General features: G+C 51.9%; 24 protein-coding genes and 1 pseudogene. 12 read left to right on the top strand and 13 right to left on the bottom strand.

Features of this window, described 5'->3' with window-relative positions:
- Positions 1-259: 259 nt before the first annotated feature.
- The 4 genes from rpmF to ACE99V_RS18550 form a co-directional block, all read right to left on the bottom strand.
- Positions 260-430: a 50S ribosomal protein L32 gene (rpmF, locus tag ACE99V_RS18565; RefSeq protein WP_400492714.1), complete on the bottom strand. Its 171-nt coding sequence runs from the start codon at positions 428-430 to the stop codon at positions 260-262.
- A gap of 121 nt (positions 431-551) precedes the next feature.
- Positions 552-1,070 (bottom strand): YceD family protein, encoded by a 519-nt coding sequence (locus ACE99V_RS18560; protein WP_400492713.1) that lies wholly within the window; start codon positions 1,068-1,070, stop codon positions 552-554.
- 85 nt (positions 1,071-1,155) lie between these two features.
- Positions 1,156-2,223, bottom strand: coding sequence for a SepM family pheromone-processing serine protease (locus ACE99V_RS18555; protein WP_400492712.1), 1,068 nt, complete (start codon positions 2,221-2,223; stop codon positions 1,156-1,158).
- Positions 2,220-3,014 carry a patatin-like phospholipase family protein gene (locus ACE99V_RS18550; protein ID WP_400492711.1) on the bottom strand — a complete coding sequence of 265 codons (795 nt, stop codon included), beginning with the start codon at positions 3,012-3,014 and terminating at the stop codon, positions 2,220-2,222. The genes ACE99V_RS18555 and ACE99V_RS18550 overlap by 4 nt, the downstream gene beginning before the upstream one ends.
- A 132-nt stretch (positions 3,015-3,146) precedes the next feature.
- Here ACE99V_RS18550 and ylbJ point away from each other — a divergent pair, with 132 nt between their 5' ends.
- On the top strand, positions 3,147-4,379 hold the full coding sequence (gene ylbJ, locus ACE99V_RS18545) for a sporulation integral membrane protein YlbJ (RefSeq protein WP_400492710.1): 1,233 nt from the start codon (positions 3,147-3,149) through the stop codon (positions 4,377-4,379).
- A 6-nt stretch (positions 4,380-4,385) separates the two neighbouring features.
- On the opposite strand, the gene coaD is transcribed toward ylbJ, so the two are convergent.
- Positions 4,386-4,859 carry a pantetheine-phosphate adenylyltransferase gene (coaD, locus tag ACE99V_RS18540; RefSeq protein WP_400492715.1) on the bottom strand — a complete coding sequence of 158 codons (474 nt, stop codon included), beginning with the start codon at positions 4,857-4,859 and terminating at the stop codon, positions 4,386-4,388.
- On the bottom strand, positions 4,859-5,434 hold the full coding sequence (gene rsmD / locus ACE99V_RS18535; RefSeq protein WP_400492709.1) for a 16S rRNA (guanine(966)-N(2))-methyltransferase RsmD: 576 nt from the start codon (positions 5,432-5,434) through the stop codon (positions 4,859-4,861). The genes coaD and rsmD overlap by 1 nt, the downstream gene beginning before the upstream one ends.
- A 408-nt stretch (positions 5,435-5,842) precedes the next feature.
- Between rsmD and ACE99V_RS18530 the strand changes: the two genes are divergently transcribed.
- Both ACE99V_RS18530 and ku read left to right on the top strand, forming a co-directional pair.
- Positions 5,843-5,986: a hypothetical protein gene (locus ACE99V_RS18530; RefSeq protein WP_400492708.1), complete on the top strand. Its 144-nt coding sequence runs from the start codon at positions 5,843-5,845 to the stop codon at positions 5,984-5,986.
- Positions 5,987-6,119: 133 nt separating this feature from the next.
- Positions 6,120-7,037 carry a non-homologous end joining protein Ku gene (ku, locus tag ACE99V_RS18525; RefSeq protein WP_400492707.1) on the top strand — a complete coding sequence of 306 codons (918 nt, stop codon included), beginning with the start codon at positions 6,120-6,122 and terminating at the stop codon, positions 7,035-7,037.
- Between the two features lie 36 nt (positions 7,038-7,073).
- Here ku and ACE99V_RS18520 read toward each other — a convergent pair whose 3' ends face one another.
- From ACE99V_RS18520 to ACE99V_RS18510, 3 genes are all read right to left on the bottom strand, one after another.
- A complete protein-coding gene (locus ACE99V_RS18520; protein ID WP_400492706.1) occupies positions 7,074-7,958 on the bottom strand; it encodes a cation diffusion facilitator family transporter in 885 nt (294 codons plus the stop codon).
- A gap of 204 nt (positions 7,959-8,162) precedes the next feature.
- Positions 8,163-8,819, bottom strand: coding sequence for an FMN-dependent NADH-azoreductase (locus tag ACE99V_RS18515; protein ID WP_400492705.1), 657 nt, complete (start codon positions 8,817-8,819; stop codon positions 8,163-8,165).
- 41 nt (positions 8,820-8,860) lie between these two features.
- A complete protein-coding gene (locus ACE99V_RS18510) occupies positions 8,861-9,043 on the bottom strand; it encodes a hypothetical protein (RefSeq protein ID WP_420998579.1) in 183 nt (60 codons plus the stop codon).
- A 92-nt stretch (positions 9,044-9,135) separates the two neighbouring features.
- Here ACE99V_RS18510 and ACE99V_RS18505 point away from each other — a divergent pair, with 92 nt between their 5' ends.
- From ACE99V_RS18505 to ACE99V_RS18480, 6 genes are all read left to right on the top strand, one after another.
- Positions 9,136-10,086 carry an ATP-dependent DNA ligase gene (locus tag ACE99V_RS18505; protein WP_400492704.1) on the top strand — a complete coding sequence of 317 codons (951 nt, stop codon included), beginning with the start codon at positions 9,136-9,138 and terminating at the stop codon, positions 10,084-10,086.
- Entirely contained in the window at positions 10,083-10,388 is a 306-nt protein-coding gene (locus ACE99V_RS18500; RefSeq protein ID WP_400492703.1) for a polysaccharide deacetylase family protein, read from the top strand. Before ACE99V_RS18505 ends, ACE99V_RS18500 begins: the two co-directional genes overlap by 4 nt.
- Before the next feature lie 6 nt (positions 10,389-10,394).
- Positions 10,395-10,658, top strand: coding sequence for a hypothetical protein (locus ACE99V_RS18495; protein WP_400492702.1), 264 nt, complete (start codon positions 10,395-10,397; stop codon positions 10,656-10,658).
- Positions 10,659-10,748: 90 nt separating this feature from the next.
- On the top strand, positions 10,749-11,651 hold the full coding sequence (ligD, locus tag ACE99V_RS18490) for a non-homologous end-joining DNA ligase (RefSeq protein WP_400492701.1): 903 nt from the start codon (positions 10,749-10,751) through the stop codon (positions 11,649-11,651).
- Positions 11,652-11,743: 92 nt separating this feature from the next.
- Positions 11,744-12,541 (top strand): prolipoprotein diacylglyceryl transferase, encoded by a 798-nt coding sequence (gene lgt / locus ACE99V_RS18485; RefSeq protein WP_400492700.1) that lies wholly within the window; start codon positions 11,744-11,746, stop codon positions 12,539-12,541.
- A 190-nt stretch (positions 12,542-12,731) separates the two neighbouring features.
- Positions 12,732-12,998 (top strand): hypothetical protein, encoded by a 267-nt coding sequence (locus tag ACE99V_RS18480; protein ID WP_400492699.1) that lies wholly within the window; start codon positions 12,732-12,734, stop codon positions 12,996-12,998.
- Between the two features lie 163 nt (positions 12,999-13,161).
- Here the strand turns inward: ACE99V_RS18480 and ACE99V_RS18475 are convergent, their stop codons facing one another.
- The 3 genes and pseudogenes from ACE99V_RS18475 to ACE99V_RS18465 all read right to left on the bottom strand — a co-directional run bounded on the left by ACE99V_RS18475 (position 13,162) and on the right by ACE99V_RS18465 (position 15,464).
- On the bottom strand, positions 13,162-14,181 hold the full coding sequence (locus tag ACE99V_RS18475) for an inorganic phosphate transporter (RefSeq protein ID WP_400492698.1): 1,020 nt from the start codon (positions 14,179-14,181) through the stop codon (positions 13,162-13,164).
- Positions 14,174-14,791 carry a DUF47 domain-containing protein gene (locus ACE99V_RS18470; protein ID WP_400492697.1) on the bottom strand — a complete coding sequence of 206 codons (618 nt, stop codon included), beginning with the start codon at positions 14,789-14,791 and terminating at the stop codon, positions 14,174-14,176. The genes ACE99V_RS18475 and ACE99V_RS18470 overlap by 8 nt, the downstream gene beginning before the upstream one ends.
- A 199-nt stretch (positions 14,792-14,990) precedes the next feature.
- A pseudogene (locus ACE99V_RS18465) lies at positions 14,991-15,464 on the bottom strand (GGDEF domain-containing protein).
- A 238-nt stretch (positions 15,465-15,702) separates the two neighbouring features.
- On the opposite strand from ACE99V_RS18465, the gene ACE99V_RS18460 reads away from it, so the two are divergent.
- Positions 15,703-16,956: an MDR family MFS transporter gene (locus ACE99V_RS18460; RefSeq protein WP_400492696.1), complete on the top strand. Its 1,254-nt coding sequence runs from the start codon at positions 15,703-15,705 to the stop codon at positions 16,954-16,956.
- Positions 16,957-17,071: 115 nt separating this feature from the next.
- Here the strand turns inward: ACE99V_RS18460 and ACE99V_RS18455 are convergent, their stop codons facing one another.
- Complete coding sequence (locus tag ACE99V_RS18455; protein WP_400492695.1) at positions 17,072-17,353, bottom strand: DUF2573 family protein; 282 nt, start codon at positions 17,351-17,353, stop codon at positions 17,072-17,074.
- Positions 17,354-17,540: 187 nt separating this feature from the next.
- Between ACE99V_RS18455 and ACE99V_RS18450 the strand changes: the two genes are divergently transcribed.
- A complete protein-coding gene (locus tag ACE99V_RS18450; RefSeq protein WP_400492694.1) occupies positions 17,541-18,605 on the top strand; it encodes a type III polyketide synthase in 1,065 nt (354 codons plus the stop codon).
- Between the two features lie 7 nt (positions 18,606-18,612).
- Complete coding sequence (locus ACE99V_RS18445) at positions 18,613-19,131, top strand: isoprenylcysteine carboxyl methyltransferase family protein (protein ID WP_400492693.1); 519 nt, start codon at positions 18,613-18,615, stop codon at positions 19,129-19,131.
- Positions 19,132-19,479 lie beyond the last annotated feature (348 nt).

Below are 19,479 nucleotides of genomic sequence, written 5' to 3'. Positions count from 1 at the left end.
TTCGGAATCTGGGCTCATAACCTCAGAAGAGCAGCCCAAATGGCCAAATAAGCAACGATTAACGGATACAGTTACACGGTAGCCCCCTGAGATTCACCACAATGAGATGCTTCTGCCAAAAAACGATTTTTTCAGGAGTAACTAGCTAACGCTTCGCCGGGCGGGGCCCCGAACACTTTTCTAGCGGCTGTATGGGATGTCCAAATTTATAAATTCTTATACACTAAAAAAGCAAGGTGAATTCTCACCTTGCTTTTTCTTACTTCGCCACTTTTACACCTTTATAGTGTCCGCAGCTTGGGCATACACGGTGCGCAAGCTTGTGTTCGCCGCAGTTATCGCATTTGATCATGCCTGGGATCTCTAATTTGAAGTGCGTACGACGCATTCTTTTACGGGTTTTGGAAGTTCTCCGTTGAGGTACTGCCATGTTCACTACACCTCCTTTGGCCAAAGCTACATGCTGCTATATGGATGGTTGCCCATCCGTTCAAAAATGAAGCCGTCCGATTTAAGCGAACGTATGGCCCCATCTTGAAAACAAGGTTTGCTTACTCCGTTTTGTTGTTGAAAAAGTCTGCCAGACCGGCCAAACGAGGGTCAATTCGCTCGCTCTTGCAGCTGCACGCTTGCTCGTTGCGGTTTACCCCGCAAGTCGGGCAAAGTCCCTTGCAATCTTCCTCACAGAGAGGAAAGGTCGGCATCGCCAAGAGAAAATCTTCCTGCAGCAGCGGGTCGAGCTCGATCTCGTCGCCTTCCAAGGGAAGAATGTCGCTCTCTTCATCCAGCAACTCTTCTTCTTCGGCAGTCGCAAAAGTTTCGGCAAAAGGCACCACGGCGTGATCGGTAAAAGGCTTCAGGCAACGGGAGCAAACAAAATCGACATCTGCCTTCATCTCACCTTTTACATAGTACAGGCTGCCCAGCTTGGCTGCTTCGCCGTCCGCATTCACCGGTGTAAGGCCGCGAATCTCCTGATGGCGGCTCTTTACCTCCGCGGGATCAAGCGTCAGCTGAAACGCCAGGGGTTCCCCTTTTCGATGGTCCAAATCTACGAGTTTAATGTTCACACCATTTCACCTCAAGCACAACAAGGATGATTATAGCCTTTGCCCATCTCTTTGTCAACCAATTTTCCTTGACAGCTTATTCGATTCAGGATTGCTTCGGCTTCAGTTTCTGTAGATAATCCAGGGCTTCGTCCACCGTTTTGACCGGAACGATTCGCATGGAAGTGCCGATCCGCTTCGCCGTTGCCAACGCCTCCTTGTAGTTGGAGACTTCCTGTTCCGAGTCGTTCGGAGCGAAAAAAATTTCCGCTCCCGCTTTATCCGCAGCCATGATTTTATGGTTGATGCCGCCGATTCGCCCGACAGTGCCATCCGCGGAAATCGTGCCGGTTCCCGCTATGCGGTACCCGCGTGTCAGATCAATCGTTTGATTCAACTGGTCGTATATTTCCAACGTCATCATCAGTCCAGCGGATGGTCCTCCGATGCCCTGCGAAGAAATCGTCACTTTTTTAGGGACGGTAATCTGCTGTTTGTCGTCAGGGCGAATGCCGAGCCCTGGCCCCCTGGATGTGGGGAGCTGCGCCAGCTTTAGTTTCTGCTTGTGTTCCTGATTGTCGCGTGTGAAGGTAACCTCAACGGTGTCACCCACCTTTTTGGTCGACAGGTACGCCAGCAAATCTTTGGCCTCTTCCGTTTTCTTTCCGTCTACAGCCGTGATCACGTCTCCCACCTTCAGCACGTCTTTGGCAGGCATTCCATCAAGGGTTCCCATTACCCAGACACCCTGCTTTTCGATTTTGACGTCGTATCCGGCAAGCCGAAATGCCACTGCTTCGGCAATTTTTTGCGAATTGTCCATCACTGCCCGCTCGCGTTTGACAAAATCTTCATCACTTTCACCCTGATTCAGAATGAGTTCCTTTTCCACAAGTTCTGCGTCGGGGAACATTTTGGCATAAAGGTACCAGCCCAAATTGGCTTCGCCCATGCGCACGGTAGTTAGCATGAAGGTACCCGCCTCATCCTTTTTCCCGCCTTCCACCTCAATCATCGGCTCGAGCTCAATGGCGGAACCAGGGCGTTGTACGTAATACTCCGTAGGGACGTAAAACAAGAGACCCATCGTGAGCAAGGGCAACACCAGCAGCCAGCGGAGCCCTCCCCTACGGTTTGTGCCTCGGCCGTTTGCGGAAAGCCTCTCCTCACTCATTGTTTTGCCTCCCATTGTGCAATCAGTTCCTGAATTCGCTCGATATGCTCCAAACACGTCCGTTCCCCTTCGGCGATAATCTCCTCCACCCCGGTGTATGCGATACTGCTATAGTGTCCAACATTGGGGCGGATTACTAAATCAGCGGACAACATGCGATGGCGCAGGATTTCCCGTTCCATCACGTCAATGGTTTGGGCAATCACGTCAAAGATCGTGTGTACCTTCGTTCGGATATCAAATTGGGCTACATCCACGGCAATGACGATATCCGCCCCGATCTCGCGAGCAACCGTGATCGGTACGCGATCGATCACGCCGCCGTCGACCAACAGGCGGTCGCCCACTTTTTCCGGCACAAAAATGCCCGGGATGGAAATGCTGGCGCGCACCGCCTGGTCTATTGGCCCATCGTGAAACACCACCCGCTCACCGGTCTCAATATCGGTGGCCACGATCGCCAAGCGCTTGTTCAATTCCTCAATCCGTTTTCCGTGAGTAAGCAAACGGATGAGCTGCTTGATTTTTTCACCGGACACAAAGCCGAGACCGGGTACGGTTACGTCCAGCCAGTGTTTCCGCTTCAGATTAAGCGCCAGCTTTTCCATCATGTGCGGTTCGATGCCGTTTGCGTAGACGGCCGCAATCAGGCTCCCCATGCTGCTGCCGGCCAACATGTCAACCTCGATGCCGTGTGCTTCGAGGACTTTCAACACACCGATGTGGGCAAATCCGCGAGCGCCGCCCGAACCGAGTGCCAGCCCTATTTTGGGTTTTCGCTTTTCTCCCACGCCAAAAATCCCCCCTAACCCAAGCTTATGTGGGGAAGTGCGATTTTTTTCGCTTGTACTCATGGAGAGGCGCATAGTTTCCGTTGAAGGCACGTAGACATGTACTAATTTGCTACTGCGCAGGAGGAATCCATGTCACGCCACTCTCCTTTTCTCACCCTCGTCCTTGCCCTGTCAGCGATCGCTTTGGTCACCATGCTTGTGGCTCATCCGCAGACGTCTTTCGAGGCAGCCGTTCGCGGTTTGAAAATCTGGTGGGAAGTAGTGTTTCCCGCCACGCTGCCGTTTATCGTCCTCTCCGAAATTTTGATGGGAGTCGGCGTCGTCCATTTCGTCGGAGTGCTTCTGGAACCGTTAATGCGGCCGCTGTTCAACGTGCCGGGTACAGGCGGTTTCGTGCTGACCATGGGATTTTCGTCCGGCTATCCGGTTGCCGCCAAACTGACCACGCGGTTGAGGGAACAAGGCAGCCTTACCCGTGCCGAGGGTGAGCGTCTGGTCTCCTTCACCACCACCGGCGACCCCTTGTTCGTCATCGGAGCGGTAGCGATCGGTTTTTTTCACAACGAACAGCTGGGATTTGTCCTCGCGTTTACGCACTACGTCTCTGCTGTCATCCTGGGACTCCTGTATCGGTTTCACGCGCCGTTCGAACCAACCAGCAGACCTCTGGACCGAAACCATTTGCCGCTCCCGCTTCGGGCCCTGCAGGCGATGCATCGAGCGCGGCTTCGCGACGGCCGCCCGTTCGGACGGTTGATGGGGGAGGCGGTACAATCCGCACTCCATACGCTGTTGATGATCGGCGGCTTTATCATTGTATTTTCTGTCGTCATCCAGTTATTTGAGGCGATCCGCCTGACCGACCTCCTCAGCGCCCTCCTGTCCGTCTTCCTGGGACCGTTCGGCTTTCCGCCCGCTTTTTCCAAGGCCATTATTGCCGGATTGTTCGAGGTGACGCTGGGTGCCCAGGCGACCAGTGAAGTACCCGACTCCGTATCAATGGTGTGGACGGCAGCCGTGGCCAGCGCCATCGTCTCCTGGGCCGGTCTCAGCGTGCACGCCCAGGTAGCCAGCATTTTAAGCCAGACCGACATTCGCGTGGCGCCCTATCTGCTCGCTCGTCTGCTGCATGCCGTGCTTGCGGCTTTCTTAACCTTTATCTGCTGGAAACCGCTGACGGAAAACGCCTGGTTTTTTGGAACAAGCATTCCTGTCTTTCTTCCGAACGAAGCTGGAATCGCTGTTCACACCTGGTGGGACACGTTCAGCCAATCCAGCCTGGCAGCCGGTGCGATTCTCACCGTTCTTGCTGCAGCAAGTCTGCTGGTGAAGCTGAGTTGGAAACCGACTCGCCTTCGCTAACCAACCCTAAAATTTGGTCCGCAGAGCCTGCTCGACGACCGGAGGCACGAGATCGCTTACACTTGCCTTAAATCTGGCTACTTCCTTTACGATGCTGGAGCTCAGATAGGAATACTGGTTGCTCGTCATCATGAAAAACGTCTCCACATCGTCATCAAGCTTCTTGTTGATGGAGGCCACCTGCATCTCGTACTCAAAATCCGAAACGGCGCGCAAGCCGCGAATCAGCACCTTGGCCTGACGCTTGCGCATGTAGTCAATCAACAGGCCGTTAAACGAATCCACCTCTACGTTCGGCAAGTCAGCCGTGGCCTGCCGCAGCAGCTCCACCCGCTCCTCCACCGTAAACAGCGATTCTTTTTTCGAGTTGATCAGCACAGCGACGATTACCTTGTCAAAAATTTTCGCCCCGCGGTGAATAATGTCCAGATGTCCATACGTAACCGGATCAAAACTGCCGGGACAGACGGCAATTCTCATCATGATTCTTCCTCCTTGGCATTCGCTTCGTACAAATAAATGGTAACGGCTGTCTCCCCATAAGTAACAGACCGGTCCATGCTGCACTCCCCGATTTGCTCGGGCAAGGTAATCCCGGCATCGTGCTCGGCCACAATCCACGCTCCCGGCGCAAGCAGATGCAGCTCCTGCATTTCCGCAATCTCTTCCACAATTCGCTGCTTGGCATAAGGCGGATCGAGAAAGACCAAATCAAAAGAGAGGCCGCGCTTGGACAGTGCTTTCAGCGCGCGGGCTGCGTCCGTCCGGTACAGTTCGGCCCGGTCCTCGAGCCTGCAAGCCGATACGTTTTGTTTCACTACGGAAAAGGCCTTGGCGTCCAACTCCACAAAAACGGCCCGGTCTGCACCGCGGCTAAGGGCCTCGATGCCCAGTCCTCCGGTTCCGGCGTACAAGTCCAGGGCCAAACCGCCTGAAAAATAAGGGCCGATCATGTTAAAGATGGACTCTTTTACTTTGTCGGTCGTGGGCCTCGTCCCTTTGCCGGGCACCGCAGTCAGTCGCCGTCCTCTGTGTGCTCCCGAAATGACTCGCATGATACACTCACCTGTACTGTCGTTAGTATGTATCGAAATGGATTTGAGAATGATTTCATACTAACACAACCGGATTGGAACGTAAAATTTCCAATCCGGGAAAAATTACGGTCCTCATGTATAAGCCCTGAAACTTTTGGCAACAAATATGAATAGCGACGCAACGGTGTCGCTGACAACCGCGGAGAAGACTTACGTTTCCCCATAAGCTCTTCCTCCGGTTTCTCCTCTCCCATAATTGAAGTGCGGTTTGGCTTAAGGCCGGTTTGTCTGATAGGAGCAACCGTGCCATTGGTCCCCTGCGCGGGGGTTGCTTGAACCGCTACCTCACTGACTTGTGCAGTGAGGTATTTTTTTGTTCCGCCGCGGGAGACTATCGAATAGAATCGCCACAGAGGAGGCACAGCCATGTCAGAGAAAATGCCGTCAAAAATGAAGCAGGAAGCAGCAGCCGCCCAGTCCCTGGCAGATCGTAGCGGCATCGGAAAGGATCGGGCTCGTGAAATGCAGTCGGAGGCCGACCAGTCGGACATCATCAAGCACGGACAGTGATTTCCCCACCCAGTTCAGCAAAAAGGACCAGCCCCAGAGCTGGTCTTTTTTCTCGCCAAAACTTGCTTGCTGACTTCCGAAAGAAGCGGGCGGATACTAAGAGCAAGTTGAAGGCGGTTCAGGAGGAATCACGATGCATACAGTCTGGAAAGGCTCCATCAGCTTCGGTCTCGTCAATATTCCGGTACGGATGTACACGGCGACTGAAGAGCGTGACATACGTTTTCGCCAACTGCACAAGGAGTGCAACACCCCGATCAAATACGCCAAAATGTGCCCTCACTGCGAACGGGAGATTGAAACAAGCGAAATCATTCGCGGGTTTGAATACGAAAAAGGCAATTTCGTCATCATTCGGGACGAAGATCTGGAAGCGATCACTCCGGAGACGCGCAAAGCCATTGAAATCCTGGACTTTGTTGACCTATCCGAAATCGACCCGATCTACTTCGATAAAAGCTACTACCTCTCTCCCCAGGAAACAGGTGAAAAGGCGTACGCCCTGCTGCGCTCTGCCATGGAGCAAACGGGGAAAATCGCCGTCGCCCAGGTAACGCTGCGAAACCGGCAAAGCCTGGCAGTCGTCCGGCTGTACGAGCATTGCATCGTACTGGAGACGATTTTCTATCCGGATGAAGTGCGGCCCGTAGCGCAAGTACCGGCGCTTCCGGAACAGGACATCACCCTGGCGGAAAACGAGTTGAAGATGGCAGCAGAGCTGATCGCCAACATGACGACCGCATTTGAACCTGCGAAGTACAAAGATCACTATCGCGGTCAGCTTCAGGAGTTGATCGAGAAAAAGCTGGAGGGTCAGGAAGTGACCACAGCTCCGGCAGCCCCGAAGGCAAATGTGATCGATCTGATGCAGGCGCTCAAAGAAAGCCTGGCCGCAACCGCTGCCGGGGGCACCGCCGCACCAGTCAAACTGGAACCGGAGCCGACTCCGAAACCGGCAGCAGCAAAGGAAAAGGCAGCAGAGGAAAAAACGTCCCCCGCGGGAGCGACAACGACTACCAAAAAGCTGAGACGAAAAAAGGCGGAAGCCTGAAGAACGTGAAAAACCGGAGGGGGCCTCCGGTTTTTTCTAGTTGGATTGAACCAAACGCTCGTCCGGTTCAATGTGAATGTGTACGGAATTGACGTTGTGCTCAGCAACCATCCTGCTCTCGATTTGTTCCGTAATCATGTGACTCTCCAACACGTTCAGGCTAGAGTCGACGTGAATGACGACGTCAACCAGGACACTGCTGCCGTGATATCTTGCTTTTATTTCCTTGATGTCCTCCACTCCAGGTATGTCGGCAATCGTACTGCGCAGCACTTCCAGCTTTTCCTGGTCAAATCCATCCGTCAGGCGATGCGTTGCTTCCCGAAAGATCCCCCAGGCGGTCCTACATATGATAACACCCACGACTACGGCGGCCAATGGATCCAGCCAGTGATATTGCAGCTGGGCCCCGGTAATTCCAGCAAACGTTCCCATGCTGACCAACGCATCAGAGCGGTTGTCCTGAGCTGCCGCCATCAGCGCCTGGCTCCGAACTTGTTTGGCGAGCCGGTAGTTGTAGCGGTACACCCCCAGCATGACGATGGAGGAAAACAGCGCCGTCCATGCTGCCAACCAGTCGGGCGGCTCTGTATTTCGGGCAAAGGCATTCGGAACAGCCTGCAAGATAACCTGAACGCCGACAGCCAGCATGATGAACGAAGCGATCAGCGCAGCAATCGTCTCGGCGCGAAAGTGACCGTACGGGTGGTCCTGGTCGGGCGGCTTGCGGGAAATCCGTAAGCCGATCAGAACCGCTGCCGAAGCGACCACATCCGTCATGTTGTTGAGCCCGTCGGCCAACAGCGCTTCAGACCCGGCCCAGAGCGCGATACCCACTTTGAGCAAAGAGCAGAAAACATAGGCGATGATGCTCACCCAAGCGCCTTTCTCTCCCTTTTTCAAATTGGCGTACAGATCCACAACGACATCACCTCAACCCTTTCACGTCAAGCGACCTTCATCGTACCAGACGACTTGCGTGTGGGTCTACAGAAACAGTTTTAGACCGCGTCATCACTATAGGGACGGGGAAAATAAGTTGACCGACGGCAAAGTTGACAAGCGCGTTACCGGCATTGTCTCCCGCGGAAAAAGCAAGGCGATGAGGTTCTCCCTCACCGCCTTTTATACCTGCACGACATCTCGGGCAAATTTTTTGGCTGCTTCCTGCGCTTTCAAAATTGCTTTTTGCTTGATGCTTTCTGCTTCATTTGGCATTTGAGCCATTCCTTCGACGATAATGGATTGAACGTCAGTGATTCCAATAAATTGGAAGATGGCTCGCATATATCTGTCTCCAAACTCAACTTCCTTGGCCGGCCCCTCAGAATAGATACCCCCGCGCGCCTGGATATGAACGGCCTTTTTATCCGTTAACAGACCAACAGGGCCATTTTCGGTGTACTTGAAGGTTTTTCCCGCGATACAAATGGTATCGATATACGCTTTCATTTTCGGCGGGATGCTAAAGTTCCACATGGGGGTAACAAACACATACTTATCTGCGGAAATGAATTGCTCAGTCAACTCATTGATCTTGGCCACTTTTGATTTTTCTTCCGCTGACAATTCTTCAAACGCCTTGCCTTGCTGGAGTTTTCCCCACCCGCTAAACACATCCGTATCAATATAGGGGATGTCCATTTTGTAAAGGTCAAGTTCGATTATTTCATCGTTTGGTTTTTCAGTGCGGTACGCTTCCAGAAACGCTCTTCCCACCGATAAACTGTAAGACTGCTCATCAGATTTGGGGTTTGCGGTAATATATAACATTTTCGACATATCCATTTCATCCTTTCCGTCTTGCGTTTCTGATTACTTTTTCATTCGGAGATATCTTCTAGAGGGATATCTTTTCCGTAAGTAAACATAAATTCTGTTGTTTTGGAGCCGATGACATCCTTCGTTGTTTCTGAAGCGGTCTCCGACGAAACGACATCCCCCAACGGTATTTCTTTTCCATATATGAACACAACTTTTCCCCCTTTTTGGATTTCTGGTTCCATTTTCCCCTAAATCATTTTTTCTACTCAGACCAAACAAAAAATCATGTATTGGGAAACCCTATCCGTAAATGCTCTCGAATTTTGGAGGTCGTATGGACTTTACACCGATCATTCCGTTTGAGCCAATCCGTGCTGATTTATTGCCAAAAGGGGACAAATGGATTGCACAAGTCAAGTGGGACGGGGTAAGAATGTTAACGTACTATGATGGGCATGAAGTACGATTGATGAACAGGAGATTACATGATCGAACGTTGCAGTACCCCGAATTATGGGAGGTAAAAGCCTACTGTTCAGCTTCTTCCGTTATTCTTGACGGGGAGATTATTGCTTTTGACAGCAACCGGCCATCCTTTCATGAAGTGATGAAAAGAGACAGTGTACGAAAGCAGCACAGCATCAGCCTCGCGATGAAACAGACACCTGTGACTTACATGATCTTTGATGTGCTTTTTGTAAACGGTCATTCTGTAACCGATAAAACATTGGCTGAAAGACAAACGATCCTTGAACAAATCATTGAACCTCAACCAAATGTTCAGTTCGTACAAAATTTCGAGGATGCGGACGGGTTATTCGAGGTAATGAAACAACACCAAATGGAAGGAATCGTCTGCAAGGACCTTACCAGCACCTATGTAATCAGCGGGAAAGATAAACGATGGCAGAAAAAGAAAATCTTTCGTGATCTCTTTGCTGTTATCGGAGGAGTAACCCTTCGAAACGGGATTGTAAACGCACTGCTGCTTGGTTTGTACAACGACCGCGGAGAGTTGATTTATATCGGGCATTCAGGAGCCGGAAAGTTAAGTAATCAGGATTGGCGTGACCTTACGCGAAAGATAGAGCCGCTGATCATAAAATCCAAACCCTTTATCAATGAACCTGAGCGCAGCAAGGATGCGATTTGGATTAAGCCTGAACTGGTTGTGAAAGTACAATTTCTGGAATGGACACGCGGATTTACCATGAGGCATCCCAGCATTCAGGCGATTGTGGATAGGTCCATAGCAGATTGTACCGTTACCGGAAATGTAGAGTGAACTTCTCCATAAGGAGTGGCAAACAATACCAGGCGAAAGCGACTTTTTTCGTAGTAGGTTCGAGGGTATACCAATGTCCGGACGTGGTTCTCCAACTTGTAAAGGATGGGCATGAAATAGCAAATCACACCTATACCCACCCTGATATTAAAAGAATCTCATCCAAAGAGCTGGGCGAAGAGGTTACAAAAACGCAGGAACTAATCTTTGCTTCAGCCGGTATATATCCTCAGCTATTTCGCCCACCGGGGGGGCATTACAATGATTCGATTGTCAAAGTGGCCAAAAACAAGGGCTTATGAGTTGTCATGTGGTCGTGGCATCAGGATACTCGCGACTGGAGCAATCCAGGTGTAATAAAAATCGTCAATAAAGTGATAACAAACGTACGGAATGGGGACATCGTTCTCTTTCATGATTACGGCGGGAAACGTGAACAGACGGTTGAAGCACTTCGCGAAATCCTGCCAGAGTTGCAGAAAAAAGGCTTTCAGTTTGTGACTGTTTCAGATCTATTGGATTTCCATAAAAAAGTGGATGCTCATAAAAAAAGCCGAGAGACAAGGCCGTAAAGGTAATACACCCTGCGTTCATTAGGAAAGATCGAACAGCAACCGGTGATGGAGAAAATCTTGATGAAACGATGAAAGGTGTGCTTCCATTTGTCGATCGCTGCATCAGAGTACGCCCTGCGAGTGGATGACAAGGAATTGATTATCAGCAATCCGCAAAAACCCCTGTGGCCCGAAGCGGGCGTTACCAAACTCCACTATATCCACTATCTCATCGAGGTGAGTGCCTACCTGCTCCCCTACATGAAAGATCGCTTGCTGACCGTCATTCGCTACCCGCATGGCATCCATGAAAAGCACTTTTATCAGAAAAACCTCCCTGACTATGCGCCGGGATGGATCGCCACCAAGCACTGGGAAGGCACGCTCTATCCGTTGTGCAACGATCTGCCCACCCTCATCTGGATGGCCAATCAGGCTGCGCTGGAGCTGCACGTGTCCTTTCATCTCGGGCATGACGAAACACCGACGGATCTGGTATTTGACCTGGATCCGTCCACCCCTTCGTTTGAACCGGTTCGAGAGGCGGCCCTCCACCTCAAGGAAGTGTTGGACCAGCTTCAGCTGCCCGCTTATGTGAAAACGTCGGGAGCCAGCGGACTGCAGGTATACATCCCCATCGAGCGTCGATACAGCTTTGCAGAGACAAGACAGGTGAGCCAGTTTATCGCTACTTATCTGGTGGAGAAATACCCGAACCTTCTGACCATCGAGCGGCTGGTGAAGAACAGAGGAACCAAGTTGTACATTGATTATTTGCAGCACTGGAGAGGAAAGACGCTTGCTGCCGCGTACAGCGCCCGGGCCAGACCGGAAGCGACCGTCTCCACTCCGCTCAAGTGGGATGAGGTACCGCACATTCATCCCACTCAGTTTACGATCCACACGGTTCCTGCACGGCTGTGTGAAATCGGTGATTTGTTTCAGCCCTTGCAGAATCCGAAACAGCAGGTGTCCCTGGACACCATCCTCCAGTTTCTCAATCGAAAATAATCTTTTCCCTTGGACACTGATTGGAACAGCTTGTCCTTGATGTGCTATACTGGGCGAAGATGGAGAAAGGCAAGAACAGGGAGGAAAACAACGTGATTGATCCGATTGCACTATCGCTTGGCCCCATCAAGGTACACTGGTATGGTGTGATTATGGGGCTTGCTTTCTTTCTGGGGACGTATCTGGCCCGCTATAATGCCAAGCGGGCAGGCTATGACCCCGACCACGTATTGAACATGGTGGTTCTGATCATCCCGGCAGCCATTATTTGCGCCCGCGCTTATTACGTCATCTTCGAATGGGAGCATTACCGGGACAACCTGATGGACATGTTTGCTGTCTGGAAAGGCGGGCTGGCAATTCACGGCGGATTGATCGGCGGGGTCCTGGCAGGCACCTGGTATATACGGAAACACCGCTTGCCCTTCCTTCAGCTCGGCGATCTCTTGATGCCAAGCGTCATCCTTGGACAGGCGATCGGCCGTTGGGGCAACTTCATTAATCAGGAAGCGCACGGCGGTCCGGTCTCGGCCGAGTTTATGTCCCGCTTCCCTGCTTTTATCCGGGATCAAATGCTGATTGGGGGACAGTACTACCACCCGACATTTTTGTACGAATCGCTGTGGAACCTACTGGTGTTCGGCGTGTTGATGCTGATGCTGTATCGATGGAAGCGATTTGACGGACAGGTGCTTTTCAGCTACATGATCCTCTATTCCATCGGGCGCTTTTACATTGAAGGCATGCGCACGGACAGCCTGTTGATCGGAAACACCCTGCGTGTCGCCCAGCTGGTCAGCTTGTCCCTGATCGTCCTGGGAATCGTGCTGATGGTGATTTTCGCCATCCGCAGCAAACAAGTGAACAGGCCGCACAAATCCATGGAATAAGGCAAAATCATGAAAAAACCACCCACTTCAAGTGCGGTGGTTTTTGCTTGGTAAATAAGAATTTATAACATTGGGACATCGAATACAGCCACAAGGAAAGGGTTCGGGGCACCAGCCGACACCAGCGTAGTCGGCTGGGTTTTCTTATGTCTGAATCGTCGCAAAACGGCCCATACTAATAGAGACACAAATGAGAGAGAAGGAAGTGAGCGACGCCATGATGGAAGACGATATCCTGGATGAATATTTGGGTCGCAATGTGCTCGTCCACTATGCACCTGCCATGGTAACGACGAAAACCGCAGCTTGGGAGGAAGGCAAATTGCAGACGTATTCCCAATCAGGTGTACTGTTGGAGCAGGAGGACGGCATGGTTGCCTACATCCCCATATCCTCCATCCGGATGATGCAGATACAACCAAAGCCATCTTTTTGGCAGCGGTTGACCGGCAGCTGAAGAAAACCCACCCGGCATGAGCTATCCTCAACCCACTCGGCGAAAGCTATCGCTGAGCCGAGTAGGGTCCCTTTCTTCGCCGGGCGGGGCCCCGAACATTTTCCTAGTGGCTGTTTCTACAAAAAAAGGTACACCCCGATGATCGGGATATACCTTCTCGCTGTTACAGGAAAACGTCGTATACGACATAGCTTGCCGCTGCCAGCAGCGCCGTAGCCGGCAGGGTGACGATCCAGGTGACGATAATGCGACCGGCCACACCCCACTTGACGGCGGAGAACTTCTGGGAAGCCCCTACCCCGAGAATGGAAGAGGTAATGACGTGTGTGGTACTGACCGGCAATTTAAAGTGGGTGAAGATCGTGATGATCAAAGCGGACGAAAGGTCTGCGGAAAAACCGCTGATTGGCTTGATCTTCATGATCTTGCCGCCCATCGTCTTGATGATGCGCCATCCGCCGAAAGATGTACCGAGAGCCATGGCAAGGGCTGCCGAAAGCTTCACCCAGAGCGGAATGGGAAGATCGCCGTTCTCGGAAGCCAGAAAGCCGCCAGAAGCAAGAGCAAAAGCGATAATCCCCATGGTTTTCTGCGCATCGTTGGCACCGTGGCTGAACGACTGCCAAGATGCTGCCAGCACCTGCAGCCAGCGGAAGCTCCGGTTGGTTCGGTGGTAGGCCATGTTGGCGACCAGGAAGGAAATAATTTTAATGATGATAAAACCGACGACAAATGCGATAATCGGCGATACGATCAAGGCTTGAACAATGCTGACGAAACCTTCCATATTGATGCTGCCGAGACCAGCTGCTCCGACGACTGCACCGGCTACGCCGCCAATCAGTGCATGGGACGAAGAACTGGGGATTCCGAACCACCAGGTAATCAAATTCCAGAGAATAGCGGAGGTAAGTGCCGCGAGTACAATCACCAGACCGTTTTCCAGTTTGAACGGATCGGCAATTTTCCCCCCGATCGTCTTCGCTACCCCGGTGTAGGTGAGCGCGCCGATCAAGTTGAACAAGGACGCCAGAATAATGGCTGTCCGCGGGCTGAGAGCCCGGGTAGAGACTGATGTCGCGATCGCGTTGGCGGTGTCGTGAAATCCGTTGATGAAGTCAAAACTTAGCGCCATGATCACGACAAGGATCAAAATAATGACGTCTGGCGTAAGGTTAAGCATTCTTAAGCACAATCCCTTCTACCAGGTTGGAAACGTCTTCGGCAAAGTCCGCACAGTCTTCCAACTTGTCGTAGATCTCCTTCAGCTTGATGGCTTCGATCGGGTTGGCGTCCGGGGCATTCAGCAGATCGGACACCATTTTGCGGTAGTTCGCATCCGATTCGTGCTCCAGATCCTTGATCTCCCGAGCGATGCTGGATACAACCTTGTGATCCAGCTTGCGCAGCGTACGGATCAGCTCGATCAGCTTGGCGGAGCACTTGACCAAAATGTTCGCCTGTGCCAGAACGCGCGGATCCGGCTGGCGCACTTGGTACAGATACATGCGGTCCGCAACCCCGTCTATATAATCAATCATGGAGTCCATCGTATGGGCCAGTTGATGGATGTCTTCCCGCTCCAGAGGAGTGATGAACGTAGAGTTGAGTTCGTTCATGATCTGGCGAACGATTTCGTCCCCTTCTTTTTCCACAGCCTTGATTGCTTTCACTTTCGACTCGACGTCCTGATAGTTTCCAATCATCTCATAGAACAGATGAGTGCCTTTGTGAACAATCGCGATTTGCTGTTCAAACAGGTCAAAGAAGATGTGTTTTTTTGATTTCAACATAGGGTACCTTGTCACTCCTTTAGAATGATAACGCCTCACCGATTATACCGAACAATTTCATGAAGGTAAATTTAAAAACAAGGATAAAGATGTGTTTTTTTCATTAAGATATTGTTAAGTTTTTGTAAAGGAACAAAAATAAAAAACACACCCGCTCCCCTCCAAGGTTCGAGTGTTATTGTTGCCAATTTCATTCCTTTTATCTCTCCGCTGCCAATATGCGGGCTTTCCCTTTTTTTGCTTCGTACATCAAGGTATCCGCCTTGTCTGTAAGCTCCGCAGCCGTACTGGCATGAGAGGGAAATGTGGCCAGGCCGATGCTCGCGGTAATTCCCGTCAGCCCCTGACGGATATTGCGGCGGATGCGTTCGCCTACGACAATGCCCTGCCCCGTGTCCGTGTGCGGCATAAGCACGACAAATTCCTCTCCGCCCCAGCGTCCGACCGTATCCTGTTCCCTGACACTCCCCTTCAGCAGATCGGCGAAACGGCTAAGAATCTTGTCTCCGGCTGTATGTCCGTGCATGTCGTTCTATTGTTTAAAGTTGTCCAGATGAATGAAGAGAAGCGTCACCGGATATTGATGCCGCCGAGCTCGCTCTACTTCCTGATACAGCCTTTCCGTAAAGCGCCGATTCACCAGTACGCCTGTCAATGAGTCCAGGTACGCCATTTCCCGAAGCCTGTCGTAGTGCCGTCCCAAACGGTATCCGATGTAGCCCTGGACAACCGTCATCAGTCCGGCGAGCACCGCTGACACTGAATGACGGTAAGGTTTTTTTTCTTGAAAAAAAATCTGGCGCATAATTAATTTACAGAAAATTACAATCTATTCGAACCCTCTTTATTTTCCCATTTTGCTTCTGTATACTTACAAAAAATACTTTATCGAGAAAAGAGGAATGAACCGCATGGTTTGGTTACGAAACATCATTGATCGCTATGATACCGCGATCTGGATTCGGGTGATCGGCACGATCCTAACCACGTTTGCCGGTTTCATGCTACGGCCATTCCTCGCATTCTACCTGTACGACAAAATGGACGGCAACCTGCTCGTCGCCGCGATGGTCACCAGCCTGCAGCCGCTGACCGGGATGATTGCCAGTATCTATTCCGGCGGGTTGGCAGATCGATACGGAAGAAAGCCGATGATGGTGCTCGCCCTGGCGATCGAATCGGTCTCAATGGCAGGCTATATTTGGGCTGAATCCCTTTACTCGTTCGCCTTATTGACCATTCTGAACGGAATTGGCGCCTCCCTGTTCTGGCCCGCAGCCAGCGCCCAGGTGACAGACGTCGTCCCGGAAGAGCGGCGAAGCGAGGTGTTTGCGCTCTTGCACACCGCCCTCAATCTGGGTGCCGCAGCGGGGCCGCTGATCGGTGTCACCCTGTACAAAATCAATCCTGGTATCGTGTTCGGTATTTGTTCCGCGGCCTTGCTGATCTACTGTTTGCTGATCGTCTGGAAAGTGCCGGAGACGCTGCCAAAGGAACGGAGGCAACGCTCTGCAGGGAAGGGAACCGCTGAGCAGCAGGCGGAACCGAAGCTGCGGCTTGGCGAACACAAGCCTCTGCTCTGGATGACGCTGGCCGCCGTTCCTGTCTCCCTTTTGTACTCGCAGGTTGAAATAATCCTTCCGCAGCACCTGAAGACCCGGTTTGACGACTTCCTGACGGTTTTCGCGACACTGATCACGATCAACGGCATCCTCGTCGTCTGCTGTCAAATGCTGATTGCCAAATACGCGGAGCGATTCCCCGCACACAGGGTGATTTTGACGGCTTACCTGTTCCTTTCCTGTGTTGGGATTGGTTACGGCTGGGCTCCCAGTTTCCTGCTGCTGATCGTGGCGGAAACCATCTTCACCATCGGGGAAATGCTGTACGGTCCGCAGATCCAAAAAGCCGTCTCCGTACTGGCGCCTCCTGAATATCGCGGTCGTTACTTCTCGATCTTCGGCGCCAACTGGGGTATCACCGGTACAGTCGGCCCTTCCCTTGGTGCATTGGCCTTTACGCACATTGGCGGCTCCTACTGGTTCACCCTCATCGGACTCGTGCTGCTCTTCGCCGGCACGTTCCAATACCGTCTTGTGAAAATGGCCATGAGCCGTTCCCAGAAAGCAGCTTCTGCCTCAACGGACTCCGCCGTTGTGGTGTGATATTTAAGAAAACCCACCCGGCATTAGCTATCGCTGAGCCGAGTGGGGTCCCTTTCTTCGCCGGGCGGGGCCCCGAACCCTTTTCTATTCTTATACACCAAGAAAAGGAGGAACCTCAGTGGGTTCCTCCTTCCTCCTTTTGCTTTGCACTTTTCTCCTGGTTCCACTGCTTGATTTGATTGATGATGCCCAAAAGGTTCGCCTTTGCCTCCTGATACTGTGGTTCGCTGCCCCAGTGATGGACGAGCGGCGGCATTACCTTTTGCATGTGGCTGTAGAGAGCCCATGCCTTTACCATCTCCATCCGCTCCGGCGTTACCTCCCCGGTCAGCAGTTCTGTAAATTTGGCAAGCAGATCATCCAGTTCTGGCACGATGGGGGGTTTGGATTCGCTCATGAAGGATTCCTCACTTTTCAGTCGTTTCCCTTTATTATATCGAAAGCTTCTGATGGAATGAACTGTGCGCCACGTGAAAGACGTTTTGCCAGCTGAAGACAACTACTCCCATAGATTGCCAGCATTTTGAACGAAATATCAGGGAAAAATGGAACTACTTTCAAACCCCATAGGAAGGGGAGCCACCATGCCGCACATTCTTGCTGTCGGTACCGCTGTTCCTCCTCACGAGGTATCGCAAGACGCGTCCATGGCTGTATCGCGCCTGCTTTTTAAAAATGCGTTTTCGGATATTGACCGATTGCTGGAAGTGTTTGCCCACAGCAGCATACGAAAACGTCATTTTTGCATGCCGCTTGACTGGTTTCAGGAGGAACACAGCTTTGCGGAAAAAAACCGTCATTATGTGGAGCACGCTGTCACATTAGGTGCGCAAGCGATTGAACGTTGCCTGGGCAAGGCTGAGATTACTCCCGCTGAGATCGACTGCCTGCTGTTTGTCTCCAGTACAGGTTTCTCCACCCCAAGCATTGATGCCAGACTGGTGAATCGACTGGGACTGCGCGAAGACATCACCCGCATCCCGCTCTGGGGACTGGGCTGCGCCGGAGGGGCAATGGGGCTTTCCCGTGCGTTTGAATACGCCCTCGCCTATCCTGAGAAACGGGTATTGCTTGTCTCTGTGGAATTGTGCGGGCTTACCTTCATGAAGCAAGACTTGTCCAAAAGCAACCTGGTCGCTACCTGCCTCTTCGCGGATGGTGCCGCAGCTGTTCTGGTGGGCGGTGACCGGACAGAAAAGAGGGGGACGCACCCGCTCCTCCATTTTTGCGCTGCTCAAACCACTACATGGAAAGACTCCCTGGATGTGATGGGCTGGGAACTGACTGATTACGGTTTGAAAGTCATCTTCTCCCGTGACATTCCCACCATCATCAAGCAGCAAATGAGAGAAAACGTGGATCGTTTCCTCCATTTTCACCAAAGCGCCAGAGACCGGCTTTCCCATTATGTACTCCATCCCGGCGGGACGAAAGTGCTCACAGCCTATCAGAACTCGCTGGAGATCAGCCGGGACGATACGAAACTGGCTGCAGAGGTTCTGCAGGAGTACGGAAACATGTCCTCTCCGACCGTTTTGTTTGTGCTGGAAAAAAGCGTGGATCAAGGGTGGGCAGCCGGCGAGAAGGGGCTGCTTGCCGCACTCGGCCCTGGATTCAGCTCCGAGCTTGTTTTGCTGGAAGCGAGGTGAATGAGTCGTGACTTTCTTTTTTTATACGGTGCTGGGAGTGGTCGTGCTGCAGCGGCTGTGGGAGCTTGTGATTGCAAGACGCAACGCCGTGTATATCCGTTCGCTCGGCGGCTATGAAGTGGGGGCGAAGCATTACAAGTACATCGTCAGTTTGCATGTACTGTTCTTCATCAGTCTGACAAGCGAGGTAACCGGCACCCGGCAGGAACTGCCTGATTGGTGGTGGTTGCCGTTTTCCCTGTTCCTGGCCGCACAGTTCGTCAGGTACTGGTGCATTCGCAGTCTAGGTCGCCACTGGAACACCCGCATCTACGTCCTGCCCGGAGTTCCCCTCGTTGCTCGCGGGCCATACCGCTACATTCGCCATCCGAACTACCTGGTTGTGGTCCTTGAGCTTCTTACACTGCCGCTTACCTTTTCCGCCTACCGAACGGCAGTTGTCTTTTCCCTGGCAAATCTGTGGCTCTTGTGGCGGGTTCGCATTCCACTGGAAGAAAAGGCGCTATTGGAAAAAGTCCCTGATTAGGATCAGGGACTTGCTTGGTGTATAAGAATTTATAAATTTGGACATCCCATACAGCCGCTAGAAAAGTGTTCGGGGCCCCGCCCGGCGAAGAAAGGGACCCCACTCGGCTCAGCGATAGCTAGTTTCCCCTGAAAAATTCCTGGGGTAAGTCAAAAACAAAAGGAATTCAGCTCTCTAAATGGAAGTAGTGTTGTCGAGGCAATACATCCAAAAAGAGGGACTGAATTCCTTTCTTCTTAAAGAAATTCAACAGTGCTCCTCGAAAATCCTTTTTGAGGTGAGCGATTATGTTAAAACTTCGTAACGAGCAAATCACATTGTGGGATACCCTTCTCCCTGAACCAATCC

Origin of the sequence: Brevibacillus soli (genome assembly GCF_044759095.2) — a bacterium.
Taxonomy (GTDB): domain Bacteria; phylum Bacillota; class Bacilli; order Brevibacillales; family Brevibacillaceae; genus JBIYSM02.
The sequence above is the reverse complement of the archived record's forward strand: the minus strand, read 5'-3'. Positions and strand labels throughout refer to the sequence as shown.

Excerpts from the sequence above, each read along its gene's own strand:
- ACE99V_RS18510 (WP_420998579.1), bottom strand. The coding sequence starts at position 9,043 with ATGGAACCAGAAATCCAAAAAGGGGGAAAAGTTGTGTTCATATATGGA.
- ACE99V_RS18530 (WP_400492708.1), top strand. The coding sequence starts at position 5,843 with ATGTCAGAGAAAATGCCGTCAAAAATGAAGCAGGAAGCAGCAGCCGCC.
- ACE99V_RS18455 (WP_400492695.1), bottom strand. The coding sequence starts at position 17,353 with ATGAGCGAATCCAAACCCCCCATCGTGCCAGAACTGGATGATCTGCTT.
- ACE99V_RS18555 (WP_400492712.1), bottom strand. The coding sequence starts at position 2,223 with ATGAGTGAGGAGAGGCTTTCCGCAAACGGCCGAGGCACAAACCGTAGG.
- ACE99V_RS18470 (WP_400492697.1), bottom strand. The coding sequence starts at position 14,791 with ATGTTGAAATCAAAAAAACACATCTTCTTTGACCTGTTTGAACAGCAA.
- ylbJ (WP_400492710.1), top strand. The coding sequence starts at position 3,147 with ATGTCACGCCACTCTCCTTTTCTCACCCTCGTCCTTGCCCTGTCAGCG.
- ACE99V_RS18475 (WP_400492698.1), bottom strand. The coding sequence starts at position 14,181 with ATGCTTAACCTTACGCCAGACGTCATTATTTTGATCCTTGTCGTGATC.
- ku (WP_400492707.1), top strand. The coding sequence starts at position 6,120 with ATGCATACAGTCTGGAAAGGCTCCATCAGCTTCGGTCTCGTCAATATT.
- rpmF (WP_400492714.1), bottom strand. The coding sequence starts at position 430 with ATGGCAGTACCTCAACGGAGAACTTCCAAAACCCGTAAAAGAATGCGT.
- ACE99V_RS18450 (WP_400492694.1), top strand. The coding sequence starts at position 17,541 with ATGCCGCACATTCTTGCTGTCGGTACCGCTGTTCCTCCTCACGAGGTA.
- coaD (WP_400492715.1), bottom strand. The coding sequence starts at position 4,859 with ATGAGAATTGCCGTCTGTCCCGGCAGTTTTGATCCGGTTACGTATGGA.
- ACE99V_RS18515 (WP_400492705.1), bottom strand. The coding sequence starts at position 8,819 with ATGTCGAAAATGTTATATATTACCGCAAACCCCAAATCTGATGAGCAG.
- rsmD (WP_400492709.1), bottom strand. The coding sequence starts at position 5,434 with ATGCGAGTCATTTCGGGAGCACACAGAGGACGGCGACTGACTGCGGTG.
- ACE99V_RS18495 (WP_400492702.1), top strand. The coding sequence starts at position 10,395 with ATGTGGTCGTGGCATCAGGATACTCGCGACTGGAGCAATCCAGGTGTA.
- ACE99V_RS18460 (WP_400492696.1), top strand. The coding sequence starts at position 15,703 with ATGGTTTGGTTACGAAACATCATTGATCGCTATGATACCGCGATCTGG.
- ACE99V_RS18505 (WP_400492704.1), top strand. The coding sequence starts at position 9,136 with ATGGACTTTACACCGATCATTCCGTTTGAGCCAATCCGTGCTGATTTA.
- ACE99V_RS18480 (WP_400492699.1), top strand. The coding sequence starts at position 12,732 with ATGAGAGAGAAGGAAGTGAGCGACGCCATGATGGAAGACGATATCCTG.